We start from the raw sequence: 16,299 nt of genomic DNA, 5'->3' as shown, positions 1-16,299 counted from the left end.
TATCTTCTCCGGGCGGTGCCCTTACTTCAGTTTTCACGCATGAAAAAAATCCTACTCCTGGCCTGCGTGGCCGGCCTCGGCCTGAGTGCCTGCAACAAGAAATCCAACTGCCCGGCCTACAGCGGCATCAAAGACGCCAACCGGCTCTCGTCGCCCGTGATGGCCCAGGCCCCAACTGCTGCTCCTGACCGGCAGTAGTTGCCCCTACGGCTCCGCAATTACGAAACGCCTTCCTAGCCCGGGAAGGCGTTTTGCATTACGGCGGGTCGGTAATTTTCGGCAGCTAGGGCAATCTAGTGGCAACTGCATCGTTGGAGGCTGAAAGCACGGCGCTTTGCATTTCTTCTTTTGCCAATATTTTAGTGCTTTTTAATGAAAAAGCTTCTTCTTTTCGGACTCTTGCTGTCCTTGGGAGCCGTTTCCTGCCGTACGCAGTGCCCTGCCTACACTTCAGCCAAGCCAACTTCGCCAGCGCTGGGGCCGGTAGCACTGGCCAGTAATACTGCCACCACCCACCTGCACTAGCCACCCGGTTTGTAGCGTTGCGCCCCCACCCGGCCGCCGATTTTGCAATAGCAGCAGCTGGCGGCCAGGTGCGTTACTGAGCGCCTAGCCCGGCGGCAGCGGCCAGAATGAAGTCGGTGGCAGTGGGCAGGTCGGCAGTACGCGGGGTGTAACCGGCCGGCTCGTCGGGGCCCACCAGCAGGCCGCGCACGCCCACCTTTTCGGCGGCGGCTATGTCGCGCAGCCGGTCGCCCACCAGCCAGCAACGGCCCACATCCAGCCCAAAACGAGCCAGCGCCTGCTCCAGCATCAGCGAGTCGGGCTTGCGGCGCAGACTTTCTGACACGCTGGGGTGGCCGGGCGCGAAATACAGCGCATCGATAATGCCACCCACGGCCTGCTGCAGCTTGGCGTGGCAGGCCTGTACATCGGCGGCTGTATACAGGCTGCGGGCAATGCCGGCCTGGTTGGTTATCACAATCAGGTAATAGCCGGCGGCCTTCAGCCGGGCCAGGCTTTCGGGTACGCCTGGCAGCACCTCAAATTTGGCCGGCTCCCATACGTACGTTCCAATTTCGCGGTTAAGCACTCCGTCGCGGTCAAGGAAAACGGCTTTGTTCATGGGGTTGATGGGTTGATACGCGGGCAAAGATAGGGGCGCTCGTACCCCGCCGGCCACGGAGCAAAGAACCCTACGCTGTTTGGGCGGGTTGTTGATGTGGCCTCCCTGACGGGCCAGAGTTCTACGCCCCGCTCCAGCGGACTGTATCTTTGCCCGAACATCAGCACATCAACGAACCAGCACATCAATTCATGGCTATTGCAATTATCGGCGGGGGTATTTCGGGGCTGACGCTGGCCTGGGGGCTGCAACGGGCAGGCGTTGACTATGATTTGTTTGAAGCCGATACGCGGCCGGGCGGTACCATCTGCTCGGAGCAGCACGAGGGCTACCTGCTCGAAGTAGGCCCCAACTCGCTGCAACTCTCCGACGAGCTGGCGGCCCTATTCGGCGAGTTGGGGCTAAACGATAAAATCCAGGATGCAGCTGCCGTGAGCCAGAACCGCTACGTGCTGCGGGCCGGGGCCTACCAGCCACTGCCCGGCACCCCGCCCGGCCTGCTAACCAGCAAGTTTTTCAGTCTGAAGGGGCGCTATAACATGGTACGGGAGCTGTTTCGCAAGCCCGAACCCGTTAATGAGCTTGAAACGCTGAGCGCGTTTTTCACCCGGCGTTTCGGCCCCGAGGTAGTCGAGTACGCGCTCAACCCGTTCATTTCGGGCATCTACGCCGGCGACCCTGCCCAGCTGCTGCTGCACAAAACCTTTCCGCAGCTGGCGGCCCTGGAGCAGCAGCATGGCTCGGTGCTGCGCGGGCTGATGAAGGGCAAGAGCAAGGCCGGCCGGCGCCGCATTGTGTCGCTGGCCGGGGGCCTGCAAACGCTGCCCGCCACGTTAGCGGCCAAGCTGCGCCGGGCCCACTTCGGGCAGGCCGCCACCCGCCTGCACCGCCACACCGACGACGGCCGCTGGGAGCTGGAAACTACCGCCGGCCCCGCGCCGCGCCTCTACAAGCAGGTAGTGCTGGCGCTGCCCACCTACGCCGCCGCGCCATTGCTGGCCGAGCAGTTTCCGGAGCAGGCCGCCGCGCTGGCGGCGGTGTACTACCCCCCTATGGCCGCCGTGTACACGGCCTACCAGCGCGCCGATGTAGGCCACCCACTCAACGGTTTCGGGGCCCTGCACCCCAAGGCCGAGCAGCCCTACGCCGCCGGCAGCATCTGGACCAGCTCGCTGTTTCCAAACCGGGCCCCGGCCGGGCAAGTGCTGTTTACTACGTTTGTGGGCGGCACGCAGTACGAGTCCCAGGCGCGCGAATCGGCCGCGGAGCAGCAGGCGGCCGTGCACGCCGAGCTCAGCCGCTTTTATGGGTTGAAGGCGGGCGCCGCGCCGGTCTGGCAGCACCGCTACTTCTGGCCCCGCGCCATTCCGCAGTTCGATGCCCGCATTGTGCCTGCCCACGCCGCCGCCGACGCCCTGCAGGCCCTGGGCCTGCACGCCACGGCCAACTGGCGGGCGGGCGCCGGCGTGCCCGACTGCGTGCGCCACGCCCGGCAGCTGGCCGCCACGCTGGCCGCGGCCCGGTAGCCGCCCGAGCCGCTACGGTTTCAGCCGGCTAGCAGCCCGCCGCACTTTTGGTTTTCTGGCCCTGACAGGGTGGCCTGATGGTAGGGGGCCAGCCAGTACTCAAACCTTATATTGCGCAAACCCGAATGCGGCGGCGCGGTTATCCAACTCCCGGCACGCAACCCGTGGTCGGCCAACTGTATCTCTCCGCTAGCTTTCCGGCTGTTTGCTGCGGCCTTGGTGTCACCGGCAACCGTTTTCAGCGCAGAAGCCCCGCTCTTCGCGCAAAATTTTACCTTTACGGCAATGACTGACGGCCTCGTTCTGATACCAACTTATAATGAGCGGGAAAACGCGGAATTAATTATCCGCAAGGTGTTCTCGCTGCCCCAACATTTCGACGTACTCATCATCGACGACAGTTCGCCCGATGGGACGGCCGCTATTGTGCGCGGGCTGATGGCCGAGTTTCCGGAACGGCTGTTTCTGGAGGAGCGTAGCGGTAAGCAGGGTCTGGGTACGGCCTACCTGCACGGCTTCCGCTGGGCCCTGGCCCACGGCTACGAGTACGTGTTCGAGATGGACGCCGACTTCTCGCACAACCCCGCCGATTTGATGCGCCTCTACGACGCCTGCGCCAACCAGGGCTACGACCTGGCCATCGGCTCGCGCTACATCGAGGGCGTAAACGTGGTGAACTGGCCCATGAACCGGGTGCTGATGTCGTACTTCGCCTCGGCTTACGTGCGCTTTATCACGCGCATGCCCATCATGGACGCCACGGCCGGCTTTAAGTGCTACACGGCCCGGGTGCTGCGCGTTATTACAAACGAACGAATCCGGTTCGTGGGCTACGCTTTCCAGATTGAGATGAAGTGGCTGGCCTACAAGTTCGGTTTCCGGCTTAAGGAAGTGCCCATTATTTTCACCGACCGCACCCGCGGCACATCCAAAATGAGCAAAGGCATCTTCAAGGAAGCCTTTTTTGGGGTGGTGCAGATGAAAATAAGCAGCTGGTTCCGGCACTTCGACCGCCAGGGTGCCGGCACTCTGGCCCATGCACCCCAGCCTAATGTTGCCCCGCTGACGGCCGCCGCCACCGACCCCGAAACGCGCTAAGCGACCAGCACGCCCGCCTGCCGGCGCTCCGCTGTTTGGCAGCAGCCATGTATCTTGCTGCCAATGGATAATTCCCCGCTGTTCTGGGTTGGCTTCAACGTGTTCGTGCTGGCCCTGCTGTTGCTCGACCTGCTGGTATTCAACCGCCGCGACCATGCCGTGAGTATGCGCGAGGCGCTCGGCTGGAGCGCGTTCTGGATTGCCCTCTCGATGAGTTTTAACTTCCTGGTGTACCAGTGGCTGGGCAAGGCCGCCGCCATGGAGTTCCTCACGGGCTACCTCATTGAGAAGTCGCTGAGCGTCGACAACCTGTTCGTGTTTCTGCTTATTTTCAGCTACTTCAAAGTGCCGGCCCAGTACCAGCACAAAATTCTGTTCTGGGGTATTATCGGGGCGCTGGTGCTGCGGGGGGTGTTTATTCTGGTGGGGGCCGCGCTGCTGGCCAAGTTCCACTTCCTGATGTACGTGCTCGGGGCCTTCCTGGTGTACACGGGCATCAAGATGGCCACCACCGGCGCCGAGCCCGAAATCGACCCCGACAGCAACCCGGTGGTTAAGTTTCTGAGCCGGCACCTACCCATCACCAGCCAGCTGCACGGGGGCCGGTTTTTTGTGCGCAAAGATGGCGTACTGTTCGCCACCCCCCTGCTGGTGGTGCTGGTGATGGTGGAAACTACCGACGTTATTTTCGCCGCCGACTCCATTCCGGCTATTCTGGCCGTTTCGCGCGATACGTTTATCGTGTACACCAGCAACGTGTTTGCGCTACTGGGCCTGCGGGCCCTGTATTTTGCCCTCGAAGGCCTCATGCGCCTGTTTCACTACCTGCACTACGGCCTGGCCCTTATTCTGGTCTTTATCGGCGGCAAGCTGCTGCTCGAAGACTTCGTGCACGTTTCGCTGACTTGGTCGCTGGGCACGGTTGGGGCCATTTTGCTGCTGTCGGTGGCGTTGTCGCTGCTGTTTCCAAAGCCGAAAGAAGAAGCAGTGCATGAGTGACCTGACGGATGGGTCACGCTCCTTCACCAGGTCACTCGGTCACCAACTACTCCGGCTTCGGCGGCACGGTACCGTTGCGGGGCACTTCCTGGCTGGCGGGTACGCCCGTACCAAGCAGGTCGAGCAGATCGATGGGCTCGTCGAACCGGGTTGAGTCGGGCGCCAGCGACAGGCGGATGGTATCGGGGCGGGCGCTGAAGTTCATGGCCCGCAGGCCACGGCCGCTGAAGCTCACGCCGCCCACGCTTTGGGCTTCGCCCTCCGAAATATAGCCGCGCCGGGCCATCAGCTGGGCAATCAGGCGCTGGAAGTAGCGGGCCGAGCCGCGCATGTCGCCGTACTGGTTGAAACCGCCCCGAAAGCGCTTCGGGCTCGGAATAATGCTGGCCAGATACAGGCTTTCCGACAAACTCAGGTTGGCTGGCTGCTTGCTGAAGTAGAACTCGGCCGCCTCGTGTACACCATAAATTTTCGGTCCCCACTCAATAATGTTGAGGTACACTTCGAGCATGCGCTGCTTGCTGGCCAGCCGGGTGTTTTCAATAATCCAGACGATGAGCGCCTCCTCCACCTTCCGCACAATGGTCTTTTTGCGGGTCAGGAACACGTTTTTTACCAGCTGCATCGAGAGCGTGCTGCCGCCGCGGGCAAAGCGCCGCTCCTTCAGGTTCTGGATGGCCGATTTCACGAACGCCTTCTCCATAAAGCCGCGGTGGGTCATAAACCGCGGGTCCTCGGCCGTCATGATGGCGTACTTGAGGTAGTCGGACACCTGGTTGTAGGGCGTGAACTCGGGGTTTTCGGGGCCCACGGCGAAGGTTTTCACCGAGTCGCCCTTGTCGTTGTAGGCCGTGTAGCGGAACGACTCGTTGAGCTTGTTGAGGTCTTCGCGCCCAAAACGGGTAACCCGGAACTTGGTGGCCCGCAGGCCCGAATCAAACTCCAGGCTGTCGAGCTTATTCATGTCGAGGGCGGCGTGTAGCTTGTACTGCAGCGTGCCTTCGGCACGGGTACCCTCCAGGGTTTCAAACATGCCTTCGGGCAGGGCCTCGAAAAAGTCGTTGGCCTTGGTTTCGGCCGACTGCACGTCCAGCTTCATCACTAGGCCCGCCAGCAGCTGGCTGCGGCTGGTCAGGCCATTGATGTTTTCGCCGATAACCCGCTCGGGCACCGGCCGGCGGCGCACGCTCAGCTCAGGAAAAAACTCCATGCGATTGAGCAGTACCCGCGTACCCTTTTCGAGTGCAAACGACGCCTGCCCCAGTCGGGTCACGAAATCGATGCCCCCACGCGGGAAACGCACATCCTGGTCGGAGAGCTTGGGATGATTGACGATGAAGTTGACGGCCGAAGCCGTACCGGTCAGCGTCAGCTCGTCGCGGCGGAAGGTCTTGTCCGACAGGCTTATGCGCACGGTATCGAACTGCACCCGGGCGCCGTAGCGGCGCTGCACAATGGGCAGCACCACCGGCCGCTTATCGAGGCCGAACACTTGCGCATCTACCTCGTAGCTGCCGGCATCAATGTAGCCGATAACGCCCACCCGGTTTTCCACCGAGTCAATCAGGGCCGTCATTTCGCCCGAAATTTCGCCGCTCTTGATGGCCAGGCGCGGCATTACGAGGCGGGCACGGTGGCGGGGGCCTTCGTAGGTGATGAGGAATTCGCGGAAATCGGCCTCGCCGGGCACATTGTCGAAGGTGGCTTCGAGCAGTTGGTTGGCCAGCAGGCCGTAGTTGGTGCCCTTGGTGGTGTCGCGGGCCACGGTGGGCTCGCCCTCTTTCTTCTTATAGAGAAAGGAGTAATTGTCGTTGCCGGCGGCGGTTTGGCGGGCCGTGAGGCGAACGGTGTCAATTTCGAGGTTGCTGAACACGGGCCGGCCCGCAAACAGGCTGCGCACGCTTAAGGAGGCGCGCACGGTGCGGGCACGCAGCAGCGTGTCGGTGAGCGGAGCGGTAGGCACCACGCTGATGCTGCGCAGTTCCACGGTGTTCAGGTCGGTAAAGCGGGCCGGGCCCAGCGTGAGCGTAACCGGAAACTTGCCCTCGACTTTCGCCTTTACCCGCACCAGCGCCGCTTCGAGCAGTTGCTGCCGCTTAACGAGGAACAGGCCGAGGCCCGCCAGCAACAGCACCGCCAGGATGCCGAGGCCGATGCCAATTCTTTTCTTGATTGCTGGAGTTATGTGCACGAATCAGGGAGAAAACGAGAGGCCGGAGCCGGGCCAGCCAGAATCGGGCCGAACCCGCCGCCTCACGAGTAGCTTAAGCGGCAAAGGTAAACAAAAAGCCCCGCGCCCTGTGGGAGAAATGGGCGGGGGAAAGGAATGGCAGGCAGGCCCATGCTGGGCTTATCCGGAACTGGCCGGGGCCGATACGGAAGACTATTTCCGGCAGCATCTTCTGTACGCGTCTGTGGCAGGCTGCGGATGAGACTATATTTGCCGGCGAACTCACCTTCTGCCTCCTTCTCCATGCCCGAAGCCGCCGCCCTTTCGCCCCTGACTGCCCTTTCGCCCCTCGATGGCCGCTACCACCGCCAGACGGCCCCGCTGGCGGCCTACTTCTCGGAGTTGGCCCTCATCCGCTACCGGGTACTGGTGGAAGTGGAGTACTTTATTGCGCTGGCCGAGTTGCCGCTGCCCCAGCTGGCGGGTGTAGAGGCAGCCTCATTCGGGCCTCTGCGGGCCATTTACACCGACTTCACCGCCACCGATGCCGAAGCAGTAAAGGCCCACGAGCGGGTAACGAACCACGACGTAAAGGCCGTGGAGTACTTCCTGCGCGACAGGTTTGCGGCCCTGGGTTTGGGCGAGTTCGTGGAGTTTATCCACTTCGGCCTTACGTCGCAGGACATCAACAATACCGCCATTCCGCTGAGTTTGCAGCACGCGCTTATCAACACGCTGCTGCCGGCCTACGCCGGCGTGCGCAACCAATTGGCCGCCCGCGCCCAGGAGTGGGCCGCCGTGCCCATGCTGGCCCGCACCCACGGCCAGCCGGCCTCCCCTACCCGCCTGGGCAAAGAAATTGAGGTGTTCGTGGCCCGGCTCGATGCCCAGGTGGAGCTGCTGGCCCAGGTGCCGTTCGGGGCCAAGTTCGGCGGCGCCACCGGCAACTTTAACGCCCACCACGTCGCCTACCCCGGCCTCGACTGGCATCAGTTTGCCCAGCAGTTCGTGGAGGGCCGCCTGGGCCTCAAGCGTAGCCACCCCACCACCCAGATTGAGCACTACGACCACCTGGCCGCCCTCTGCGACGGTCTTAAGCGGCTCAACACCATCCTCACCGACCTGGCCCGCGACGTGTGGCAGTACATTGCCATGGGCTACTTCCGCCAGACGGTGAAGGCCGGGGAGGTGGGCTCCTCGGCCATGCCGCACAAGGTGAACCCCATCGATTTTGAGAATGCTGAGGGTAACCTGGGCCTGGCCAACGCCATGCTGGAGCACCTTTCGGCCAAGCTCCCCATCTCCCGGCTCCAGCGCGACCTCACCGACTCGACGGTGCTGCGCAACCTGGGCGTGCCGCTGGGCCACACGCTCATTGCCCTCACGTCGCTGCAACGCGGCCTCGATAAGCTGGCCCTCGACGAAGCGGCGCTGCAGCGCGATCTGGAAGCCAACTGGGCCGTGGTGGCCGAGGCCTTGCAAACGATATTGCGCCGCGAGGCCTATCCCGACCCCTACAACGCCCTCAAAGCCCTCACCCGTACCGGCGAGGCCATTTCCCGCGAAACTATCCGCGCATTCGTGGATGGCCTCGACGTGAGCGACGCCGTGAAGCAGGAGCTGCGCGCCATTACGCCGCAGAATTACGTGGGGATATAACGCTACTTATATGCAGCCTTTGCTTCGTTTCCTCCGGCCGGTATTCGCCCTGCTGGCCCTCTCGTTCCTCGGGGCTTGTTCCTCAGAAAACGAGGATCCGACTCCGCCCCCGTTAGCGCCCGGCATGAGTTGGACAGTGGACGGCGGCCTTATGACAACGACCACGCTGCAGGCCCAGCGCAGCGGCAACAACCTTTCCATAGCCGGCACGGTGAACCCCAACGGGCCTACCAGCAGCTTCCTGATGCTGTCGATGCCGGCCGCCGTGGGCACCTATACGTTCAGCCTGACGACCGACGCTTCGGGTACGTACAGCACGCGCACCAATTCCGGCACCGAAGTATACTACGCCGGGGCTACCGGCCTGGGCACCGTTACGGGTACGGGCAGCATCGTTGTTACGGCTCTCACGGCCACCAGCACCTCGGGCACTTTCGCCTTCACAGCTATAAACCCGGCCACCGGTACAGCCAAATCGATTACCAGTGGCAAATTCACTGTAGGCCTGTAAGCACTGGCCTGGCGCCCCATCGGATAAGTCGTTGTGGCCTGCCAGGGCGGCATCGGTTTCCCTGGTGCGACAATCTGCGGCCTGTTAATTTCATCTTTTCAACTGCTCTGCTCCCGCTCCGTGCCCGACCTCTCGAACATCACCGTGCATTCCGACTGCCGCCATTTCCGGGGCGATGTGCCCTGCCGCCCCAACAAGGAGCACGGCTACCTGTGCCCGGACTGCCCGGTGTATGAGCCGGTTGGTGCGCGCATTCTGCTCATCAAGCTCGGGGCCATCGGCGACGTTATCCGCACTACGCCGCTGCTGCGGCGGCTGCGGCAGGAGTATCCGGGCTGCTATATCACTTGGCTCACGCTCACGCCCGCCATCCTGCCCCAGGGCCAGATTGAGGAGATTCTTCGGTTCGATTTTGCCAGCGCCCTGCACCTGATGGCCCGCCGCTTCGACGTGGCCATCAACCTCGATAAGGAGAAAGAAGCCTGCGCCCTGCTGCTCAAAATGGACGCCGGCCGGAAATTCGGCTACACCCTGCGCGAAACTGACGGCGTAGCCTGGCCGGTAAACGAGCTGGCCAACCACAAGTACCTCACCGGCGTGTTCGACCAGTTGAGCCTGGAAAACCAGAAGCCCTACGTGCAGGAAATTTTCGAGCTCTGCGGCTTCGATTTCCGGGGCGAGGAGTACGTGTTCGACACCCACCAGGACAAGGGCTACGACTGGAGCCACCTGCCCACCGGCGCCGGCCCCCGCATCGGCCTCAACACCGGCTGCGGCGACCGATGGACAACCCGCCTGTGGAGCGACGAAAAGTGGCTGGAGCTGATAACCCAGCTGCAAACCGCCGGCTACACCCCCGTGCTGCTGGGTGGCGAGGCCGAAGACGCCCGCAACCGCCGCCTGCAGGCCGCCACCGGCGCGGCCTACCTGGGCACCTTCCCCCTGCCCCAGTTCATCAACCTGCTGCACCAAATGCACGGCATCGTAACGCAGGTAACCATGGCCATGCACATCAGCATCGCGCTCCAAAAGCCCACGATTCTGATGAACAATATCTTCAACCCCCACGAATTCGACCTTTACGGCCGCGGCCAGATCGTGCAGCCGGATAAGCAGTGCGTGTGCTTCTACCGCGGTACCTGCAAGCTGGGCGGCGCAGGCTGTATGGAGGATTTGCCGGCCGAGAAGGTGCTGGCGGCCGTGCGGGCGAGTGTGCCGGTAAGCTAATTATGGGCCTTTAGCTGATAGCTTTTCCTGAACAAGAAGCTAAGCTAAAGGCTAAGAGCTAACCTAAAGCCACTTCCTTCAACGCCGACACCATCACCTCCCACGAAAACTCCTGGCGCTTCGCTGCCACACCCGCCATAAACTCTGTTTCCCGCTGCTGGCTGTAGAAATCAACCAGCGCATCGGCAATGGCCTGGGGAGCGGGCGGCACCACATAGCCCACTTCACCGTTCGGGATGAGCTCGGCCAGCCCGCCCACGTCGGTTACCAGCATGGGGCGGCCGAAGTGGTAGGCAATCTGCGAAACACCGCTCTGGGTGGCGTTTTTGTAGGGCTGCACCACCATATCGGCGGCGCAGAAGTAGTCGGCTACCTGCTCGTTGGGGATGAAGTCGGTGGCCCGGATGAGGCGGTTTTCCAACCCATGCTGCTTGATGAGAGCTTCGTAAGGCGCGGCATCCTCGTAATACTCGCCCGCGATAATGAGCTTTACCGGCAGCGCGGCCAGCCGCTCGTCGGCAAAGGCTTCGAGCAGAATATCGAGGCCCTTGTAGGCCCGGATGAAGCCGAAAAACAGCAGGTAGCCGAACGCAGGGTCGAGGCCCAGGGCGGCCAGGGCCGCCACTTTAGGCTTGGTGGGGCCGAAGTTGTCGTAGAGCGGGTGTGGGCGGTAGAGGGCGGCCTGGCCAAAGTGCAGGCGGCGCAAATCGGCCAGCACGGCCCGGCTCATGGTCACGAAACCGTGGCAGGCACTCAGGAAGTAGCGCGTCAGGGGCCGGTCGCCGGGCCGGGCCTCGTGCGGAATTACGTTGTCGGTAATGGCCACCACGCGGGTGTGGCCGTTGCGGCGCACCAGGCGGGCCACGGTGCCCAGCGCCGGCCCCATAAACGGCAGCCAGAACCGGAAAATCACCAGGTCGGGCTTTTCGCGGCGCAACTTCTCCCCCACTTTCCACCACGAAACCGGATTCACCGAGTTCAGGCTGACTTCGATAGCCAAGCCCTCGGGCGCGGGCCCGGTGCTGAACTGGGTCTGGCCCGGAAACAGGAAATTGGGGTACTGGAGCGAAAACGTTACGAGCCGCACCTCGTCGCCGGCTTCCTGGAAGGCCCGGGCCAGCCGCTCGTTGTAGGTCGCCAGCCCCCCTCGTAACGGGTACGCCGGCCCGATGATGACTACGCGCATCTTTTAATTTTTACTTCAGATTCAGCCGCTCCTTTACCAGGTAATCGTTGCGGTTGTCGCCGTTGAGCTGCACCATTTCGGCCAGAAAACCGGCTAGAAACAGCTGCACGCCCACAATAACGGCCACCAGCGCCAGGAAGAACAGGGGCTGGTCGGTAACGGCGCGGGTGGCCACGTTCTGCCAGGATTGCCAGACTTTATCGACCACCAGCCAGAGCGTAATCAGCATCCCGAGCAGGAAGGAAACCGAACCCAAGGCCCCGAAAAAGTGCATCGGCCGCCGCCGGAACCGGCTCACGAACGTGATGCTCATCAAATCGAGGAAGCCGTACACGAACCGCTCCAGCCCGAACTTGGTGGTGCCGTACTTGCGCTCCTGGTGTTGCACCACCTTCTCGCCGATACGCCGGAAACCGGCCCATTTGGCAATAACCGGGATGTAGCGGTGCATCTCCCCGTACACCTCAATGCTTTTCACAACCCGGCTGTCGTAGGCCTTCAACCCGCAGTTGAAATCGTGCAGACTGATGCCCGAAATCCAGCGCGTGGCGCCGTTGAACAGCTTGGTAGGAATTGTTTTGCTGAGCGGATCGAAGCGTTTTTTCTTCCAGCCGCTCACCAAATCGAGGCCGTCTTCGGTAATCATGCGGTAGAGCTCGGGCAGCTCTTCGGGCGAATCCTGCAGGTCGGCATCCATGGTGCACACCACGCGGCCGGTCGTTTCCTTGAAGCCCACATTGAGGGCCGCCGACTTGCCGTAGTTGCGGTTGAAGCGGATGCCACGCAAATGTGTATCCGTGGCAGCCAGCGCCGCAATTACGTCCCAGGAGTCGTCGGTCGAGCCATCATCAATAAGAATGACCTCGTAGGTGAGCCCATGCTGCGCCAGCACGCGGTGAATCCAGCGCGTCAGTTCGGGCAATGACTCGGCTTCGTTGAGCAGCGGAATAACGATGGACAGCTCCACCGGAAAGTGCTGCGAAAGGCGCTTACTCAAACTCAGGGCGTTTGCTTTTGGTGAAGGCGGAAACGATGAGCGACAGCACCAGCCCACCAATAGCTCCACCAAATATGGCTTTAGCAATGGCAAACGGGGCACCCAGCTTTTCCTGGCTTATATCTTTCAGCGACATTTCAATCTGCTCCTCCGGCATGTTTTTGCTGGCCATCCAGGTTTCCATATCGGTCCGCATGGCATCTACGTAAGTCGTATCAATGAAATTGATATAGACATAATTGAAGATACCGGTAAACAAGGCACTGATAGAACCCAGCACAATGGCAATAAGCAAGCCCTGCCCGTAGCTCATGTATCCCCCATTGCTGCGCTTGAAAAACTTATGCGCCAGCACAATTCCTACCACCATCACCAGCAGCGGCACCGTTACGGAGACAGAGAACTTGAATGCCAGTCCGCTTGCCTTCAGCACAAGGTCAACAATAATGGAAACGATACCGATGATCAGGCCATAGCGGACACCAACGGCAAGGGGAGTAACAGCAGGAGTAGTGGTGTTTTCCATGAGCAAAACAAGGTGAGGAGTGGTTGAATGCGGGAAGGTAAATTATTTCCGCAAGAACACCCCACCCGGAATACTCAGCAGTGCCCCAAAAAATAGCTTTTTAGAAAATTCATCCTGGGCAAACTGAACCGGCGTGCGGGCTAGGTTGCGTAATGTGGCCTCATACTGCTGCAATCCGTTGGCCTCTTTCAGATACAGCGCTTTAGTACTTTCGAGCAGCCGGTGGACCTCAGCCAAATGATCCGCAATCAATTCTGGCCCCGTCAGCCGCGAAAACAGGTAGAAAGCCGTGGCCGACACCAGCGCCGCAATCAGTGCCGTCAGCACCCCAACTCCAATGCTTTTCCAAAGCCCCGGCCCGTCTGGCTGGTAATAGCGGCGCAGCAGTACCTGGCTCGCAATGGCCGCCAGGGGTGGAAAGAAATCGGCCAGCGTCCGTTTCGGACCGTAGGGGTTGTTGTCGCTGACGTACAGGAACAGCACCCAGGCAAAGCATAGCGCCCCGGTAATGGCTCCGCACAGCAGAGCAGTGCGCAGTACAGGGCTCAGCGCAGAAGCAGTAGTTGGTTTCAAGAGCAGAAGTCGAATGAAGGCGCAAGATACGGCCGGGGCTGCAACTACCCCAAAACCCAGTATCTACGGGGTAAAAGCCAGGTAGCTTAAGCCGTCACAGCTGTTACAGGTGCCGGTCGCCGTGACCAGCGCAACAGCAGCGCTTCCAGCAGCAGGCAGGCCAAGGCCCCCCAGATGCAATACTGCCACAGCGGCGTACCTACCCGCGTTGCCTTATACTGGGCCGCTGCCGTTTGACTCCCGCTGGTTTCGTAAACGCGTACGTTAGGGCGGTTGGGCCCAATCAGGGCCCGTAGCTCGGCCGCCGAGTAACCCGCCAGGTCCGATTCGCGCTTATCGAAGTTAAAGGCCAACGTGGCAACAGTTTTGCCCGCTTGCTGCAACTCGTAGAATCCGGGCTGCCGTAGTCCCGGCGGCACTTCCAGCCGCAGGACACTCCCTTGCCGCCGATGCACCGGAATAAAGCTCAGGCTGTCCTGCACCAGCCGATACACCGCTTCCGCCCCTGTTTCCCTGACTGGGAGCTGCACCGTAGCTACTGCCTGGTTGAGCCTATAGGCGGGCTGCTGCGTTTGCCGGTAGCTCTGCATAGCCAGTTTATAGAGCACTGGCACAAACAGCGGATGCTGGGCGAAGTCGGAATATGGGGTACTGAATGGGGCGGAGAAAACGTACACCATGCCCGCGCCGCTACTAAATCCGGCTAGGAAACTTTCCCCGTCGCGCATGCCCAACACCTCGGTGCCCGTGCGGGCCCAGCGTAGCACAGGAGCTGCCTTTGGCATGGCAGCCTTTGGGTTTATCCCCGCAAATACGTCCCGGAAGAAGGGGTTACGGTTGCTTGGCACAGCTACTTCCTGCAACACGGGTCCGGTAGGCGGCACCGGCTGCCATTGCACCGGCCCAAGCCCAAGCTCGCGGAACAGCTGTGTGTATGCCTCGTAGCTACCTGCCGCGGCTGGGGGCACCACAACCAGCGTAGCCCCCTGTTGCACTGCCCGGCGCAGGTTTTCGCGCAGGCCAGCAGTTAGCGTGGGCGCTTCGCGAAGTAGCAGCAGATTGCCTTCTGCCAGTTTTCGGTAGTCGGCAATCTGAGCATTAGTAAACTGGTAATTGAACAAGGGCTCATTGCCATATAACCGGTCGAGCCGCGCACTAGTCGCTGCCTCCACTACCCTAATTTGCGCGGCGGGCTGCAGTGTGAAGAAATAGGTATTGTCGAAGTCCACTGGAAAATCATCGACTACTACCCGGCACTGCTGGGTTTGCGGCCCGCTCAACCGCAGCCGTACTTGCGTCGTCACCACTTGCCCCGCCGGCACAGTAATCTGAAAAGAAGCAGCTTGACGCGGCCCCACAAATAGTTTGGCAGGGCAGTTCTCAGCAGGCACCTGCCCCCCATTCTTCAGCCGGATACGCAGTGTCAAATCACTATCACTACGCACAAAACCATCATCGACCCACACGCTGTCGATGAACACGTTAGCCGTAGGCCGCACCGTTGCAGGCACCAGAAATACCTGCTGAGTGGAGTCGAGTAACTGTAAGCTACGAGCCGAAAAATCGTTCTTTTGAAAATCGGAAAATACAAACAGCGGCCCGAAGCCGGCTGTACTTCTCTGCTGCTGACGCTGAGCCAATGCCCGGCCCAACTCACCAGCCTGTCCGCTTACCTGAACTTTTTCTGCAGCACTACGGAAAGCTGCCGCATTAAGCAAGTCAGGCCCACCCGGCGAGAGACCGAAACGGGCTGTTACCGGAAAGGCCAAGGGTAAATCGACAGCCTGGTCGATTGCCTGCTCTAGCACTGGCTGATCATTAGAACCCAACTGGCGCATGCTGGGCGAGTTGTCGAGCAGCACCTGTACCACATTGCCAGTAGCTGCTTGCTCGGAAGCCGGGATGAAGGGTTGGGCAAACAACAGCACCAGAAATGCAACCAGCCCAATTCGAGCCGCCAGCACCAGCAGATGCTTCAATTTGCGCTGCCGGGCCGTTACCAACTTAACTTCCCGGATAAACTCCACGTTGGAAAATAGCACCCGCTGTGGCCGACGCAATTCAAACAAATGGATGGCAATAGGAATAGCCACTGCCAGCAGCCCCCACAAAAACCACGGATACGTAAATACCATGTAGTAAAACCAGTAATTCCGTGAAGATAAACACAAAAAGACAGGGGTACATCCTGCGTGACTGCTTACGTAAGAGTTATTGATTGGGGAACAACGTAAATGACCGATATACCCACTGTATAAATATATGTTCCAACCTTACAAAACGGGATTTTATGCTCCTGATTATAGGAAACCAGACTCGCAGTAAAGCACAAAGCCCGTTTCCTCACGTGAGGAAGCGGGCCTTATTGTGCTAGAGCGACTAGACAGAGCAGGTAGGCAAATGTCGGTTGGCGTCCCTGCCCCAACTAGCCTGGCCGTAAACGCGAGCTGCCCCGCGCATCCCGCCCGGTAAGGCATAGGACGCTGCGGGGCAGCAAGCTTGATAAGGTTGGCGGCGACCGACTCTCCCACCGATGAAGGCAGTACCATAGGCGCTCCGGGGCTTAACGACTCTGTTCGGAATGGGAAGAGGTGAACACCCGGGCTAAAGCCACCATTATCAATTCAGCACATACCGGCGTGTTCGCACCGGTGCGGCTGTGAAATTCGACATAGAGGCAGCGTAAAAGAAAAAGTAAGCG

The 16,299-nt window shown here is 60.7% G+C and carries 14 protein-coding genes and 1 rRNA gene; 7 read left to right on the top strand and 8 right to left on the bottom strand.

Annotated elements, in window-relative coordinates; all coding sequences use genetic code 11:
- Positions 1-39: 39 nt before the first annotated feature.
- A complete protein-coding gene (locus BLW21_RS21525; protein WP_175470947.1) occupies positions 40-198 on the top strand; it encodes a hypothetical protein in 159 nt (52 codons plus the stop codon).
- A 400-nt stretch (positions 199-598) separates the two neighbouring features.
- On the opposite strand, the gene BLW21_RS11800 is transcribed toward BLW21_RS21525, so the two are convergent.
- Positions 599-1,126, bottom strand: coding sequence for a D-glycero-alpha-D-manno-heptose-1,7-bisphosphate 7-phosphatase (locus BLW21_RS11800; RefSeq protein ID WP_394331649.1), 528 nt, complete (start codon positions 1,124-1,126; stop codon positions 599-601).
- A 191-nt stretch (positions 1,127-1,317) separates the two neighbouring features.
- On the opposite strand from BLW21_RS11800, the gene hemG reads away from it, so the two are divergent.
- The 3 genes from hemG (at position 1,318) to BLW21_RS11785 (ending at position 4,749) form a co-directional block, all read left to right on the top strand.
- Positions 1,318-2,652, top strand: coding sequence for a protoporphyrinogen oxidase (gene hemG, locus BLW21_RS11795; protein WP_092740235.1), 1,335 nt, complete (start codon positions 1,318-1,320; stop codon positions 2,650-2,652).
- 285 nt (positions 2,653-2,937) lie between these two features.
- Complete coding sequence (locus tag BLW21_RS11790; RefSeq protein WP_092740233.1) at positions 2,938-3,750, top strand: polyprenol monophosphomannose synthase; 813 nt, start codon at positions 2,938-2,940, stop codon at positions 3,748-3,750.
- Positions 3,751-3,813: 63 nt separating this feature from the next.
- Positions 3,814-4,749 (top strand): TerC family protein, encoded by a 936-nt coding sequence (locus BLW21_RS11785; protein WP_092740231.1) that lies wholly within the window; start codon positions 3,814-3,816, stop codon positions 4,747-4,749.
- A gap of 46 nt (positions 4,750-4,795) precedes the next feature.
- On the opposite strand, the gene BLW21_RS11780 is transcribed toward BLW21_RS11785, so the two are convergent.
- Positions 4,796-6,940: a biosynthetic peptidoglycan transglycosylase gene (locus tag BLW21_RS11780; protein ID WP_092740229.1), complete on the bottom strand. Its 2,145-nt coding sequence runs from the start codon at positions 6,938-6,940 to the stop codon at positions 4,796-4,798.
- A 282-nt stretch (positions 6,941-7,222) separates the two neighbouring features.
- Here BLW21_RS11780 and purB point away from each other — a divergent pair, with 282 nt between their 5' ends.
- From purB to BLW21_RS11765, 3 genes are all read left to right on the top strand, one after another.
- The gene (purB, locus tag BLW21_RS11775) at positions 7,223-8,578 is read left to right on the top strand and encodes an adenylosuccinate lyase (RefSeq protein ID WP_092740227.1); all 1,356 of its coding nucleotides are present in this window, start codon (positions 7,223-7,225) and stop codon (positions 8,576-8,578) included.
- Positions 8,579-8,597: 19 nt separating this feature from the next.
- A complete protein-coding gene (locus BLW21_RS11770; protein ID WP_139255192.1) occupies positions 8,598-9,089 on the top strand; it encodes a DUF6252 domain-containing protein in 492 nt (163 codons plus the stop codon).
- 120 nt (positions 9,090-9,209) lie between these two features.
- Complete coding sequence (locus BLW21_RS11765) at positions 9,210-10,316, top strand: glycosyltransferase family 9 protein (RefSeq protein ID WP_092740223.1); 1,107 nt, start codon at positions 9,210-9,212, stop codon at positions 10,314-10,316.
- A gap of 58 nt (positions 10,317-10,374) precedes the next feature.
- Here the strand turns inward: BLW21_RS11765 and BLW21_RS11760 are convergent, their stop codons facing one another.
- The 6 genes from BLW21_RS11760 to rrf all read right to left on the bottom strand — a co-directional run bounded on the left by BLW21_RS11760 (position 10,375) and on the right by rrf (position 16,216).
- The gene (locus tag BLW21_RS11760; RefSeq protein WP_092740221.1) at positions 10,375-11,502 is read right to left on the bottom strand and encodes a glycosyltransferase; all 1,128 of its coding nucleotides are present in this window, start codon (positions 11,500-11,502) and stop codon (positions 10,375-10,377) included.
- Between the two features lie 10 nt (positions 11,503-11,512).
- Positions 11,513-12,499 (bottom strand): glycosyltransferase family 2 protein, encoded by a 987-nt coding sequence (locus BLW21_RS11755; protein ID WP_092740219.1) that lies wholly within the window; start codon positions 12,497-12,499, stop codon positions 11,513-11,515.
- Positions 12,492-13,025 (bottom strand): DUF4199 domain-containing protein, encoded by a 534-nt coding sequence (locus tag BLW21_RS11750; protein ID WP_092740217.1) that lies wholly within the window; start codon positions 13,023-13,025, stop codon positions 12,492-12,494. Before BLW21_RS11750 ends, BLW21_RS11755 begins: the two co-directional genes overlap by 8 nt.
- Before the next feature lie 42 nt (positions 13,026-13,067).
- Positions 13,068-13,598, bottom strand: a complete 531-nt coding sequence (locus tag BLW21_RS11745; protein ID WP_175470946.1) for a DUF4199 domain-containing protein — start codon at positions 13,596-13,598, stop codon at positions 13,068-13,070.
- A gap of 86 nt (positions 13,599-13,684) precedes the next feature.
- Positions 13,685-15,733 (bottom strand): BatA domain-containing protein, encoded by a 2,049-nt coding sequence (locus BLW21_RS11740; protein WP_092740213.1) that lies wholly within the window; start codon positions 15,731-15,733, stop codon positions 13,685-13,687.
- Between the two features lie 371 nt (positions 15,734-16,104).
- Positions 16,105-16,216 (bottom strand): 5S ribosomal RNA (rrf, locus tag BLW21_RS11735).
- Positions 16,217-16,299: the final 83 nt, after the last annotated feature.

It is taken from the genome of Hymenobacter psychrophilus (genome assembly GCF_900107135.1).
Classification (GTDB): Bacteria; Bacteroidota; Bacteroidia; order Cytophagales; family Hymenobacteraceae; genus Hymenobacter; species Hymenobacter psychrophilus.
This window is presented reverse-complemented; position numbering and strand designations above follow the sequence as displayed.

What these genes read in the sequence shown, in the direction of transcription:
- BLW21_RS11740 (WP_092740213.1), bottom strand. Translation starts at nt 15,733, where the DNA reads ATGGTATTTACGTATCCGTGGTTTTTGTGGGGGCTGCTGGCAGTGGCT.
- BLW21_RS11800 (WP_394331649.1), bottom strand. Translation starts at nt 1,126, where the DNA reads ATGAACAAAGCCGTTTTCCTTGACCGCGACGGAGTGCTTAACCGCGAA.
- BLW21_RS11760 (WP_092740221.1), bottom strand. Translation starts at nt 11,502, where the DNA reads ATGCGCGTAGTCATCATCGGGCCGGCGTACCCGTTACGAGGGGGGCTG.
- BLW21_RS11785 (WP_092740231.1), top strand. Translation starts at nt 3,814, where the DNA reads ATGGATAATTCCCCGCTGTTCTGGGTTGGCTTCAACGTGTTCGTGCTG.
- BLW21_RS11750 (WP_092740217.1), bottom strand. Translation starts at nt 13,025, where the DNA reads ATGGAAAACACCACTACTCCTGCTGTTACTCCCCTTGCCGTTGGTGTC.
- BLW21_RS11790 (WP_092740233.1), top strand. Translation starts at nt 2,938, where the DNA reads ATGACTGACGGCCTCGTTCTGATACCAACTTATAATGAGCGGGAAAAC.
- hemG (WP_092740235.1), top strand. Translation starts at nt 1,318, where the DNA reads ATGGCTATTGCAATTATCGGCGGGGGTATTTCGGGGCTGACGCTGGCC.
- BLW21_RS21525 (WP_175470947.1), top strand. Translation starts at nt 40, where the DNA reads ATGAAAAAAATCCTACTCCTGGCCTGCGTGGCCGGCCTCGGCCTGAGT.
- purB (WP_092740227.1), top strand. Translation starts at nt 7,223, where the DNA reads ATGCCCGAAGCCGCCGCCCTTTCGCCCCTGACTGCCCTTTCGCCCCTC.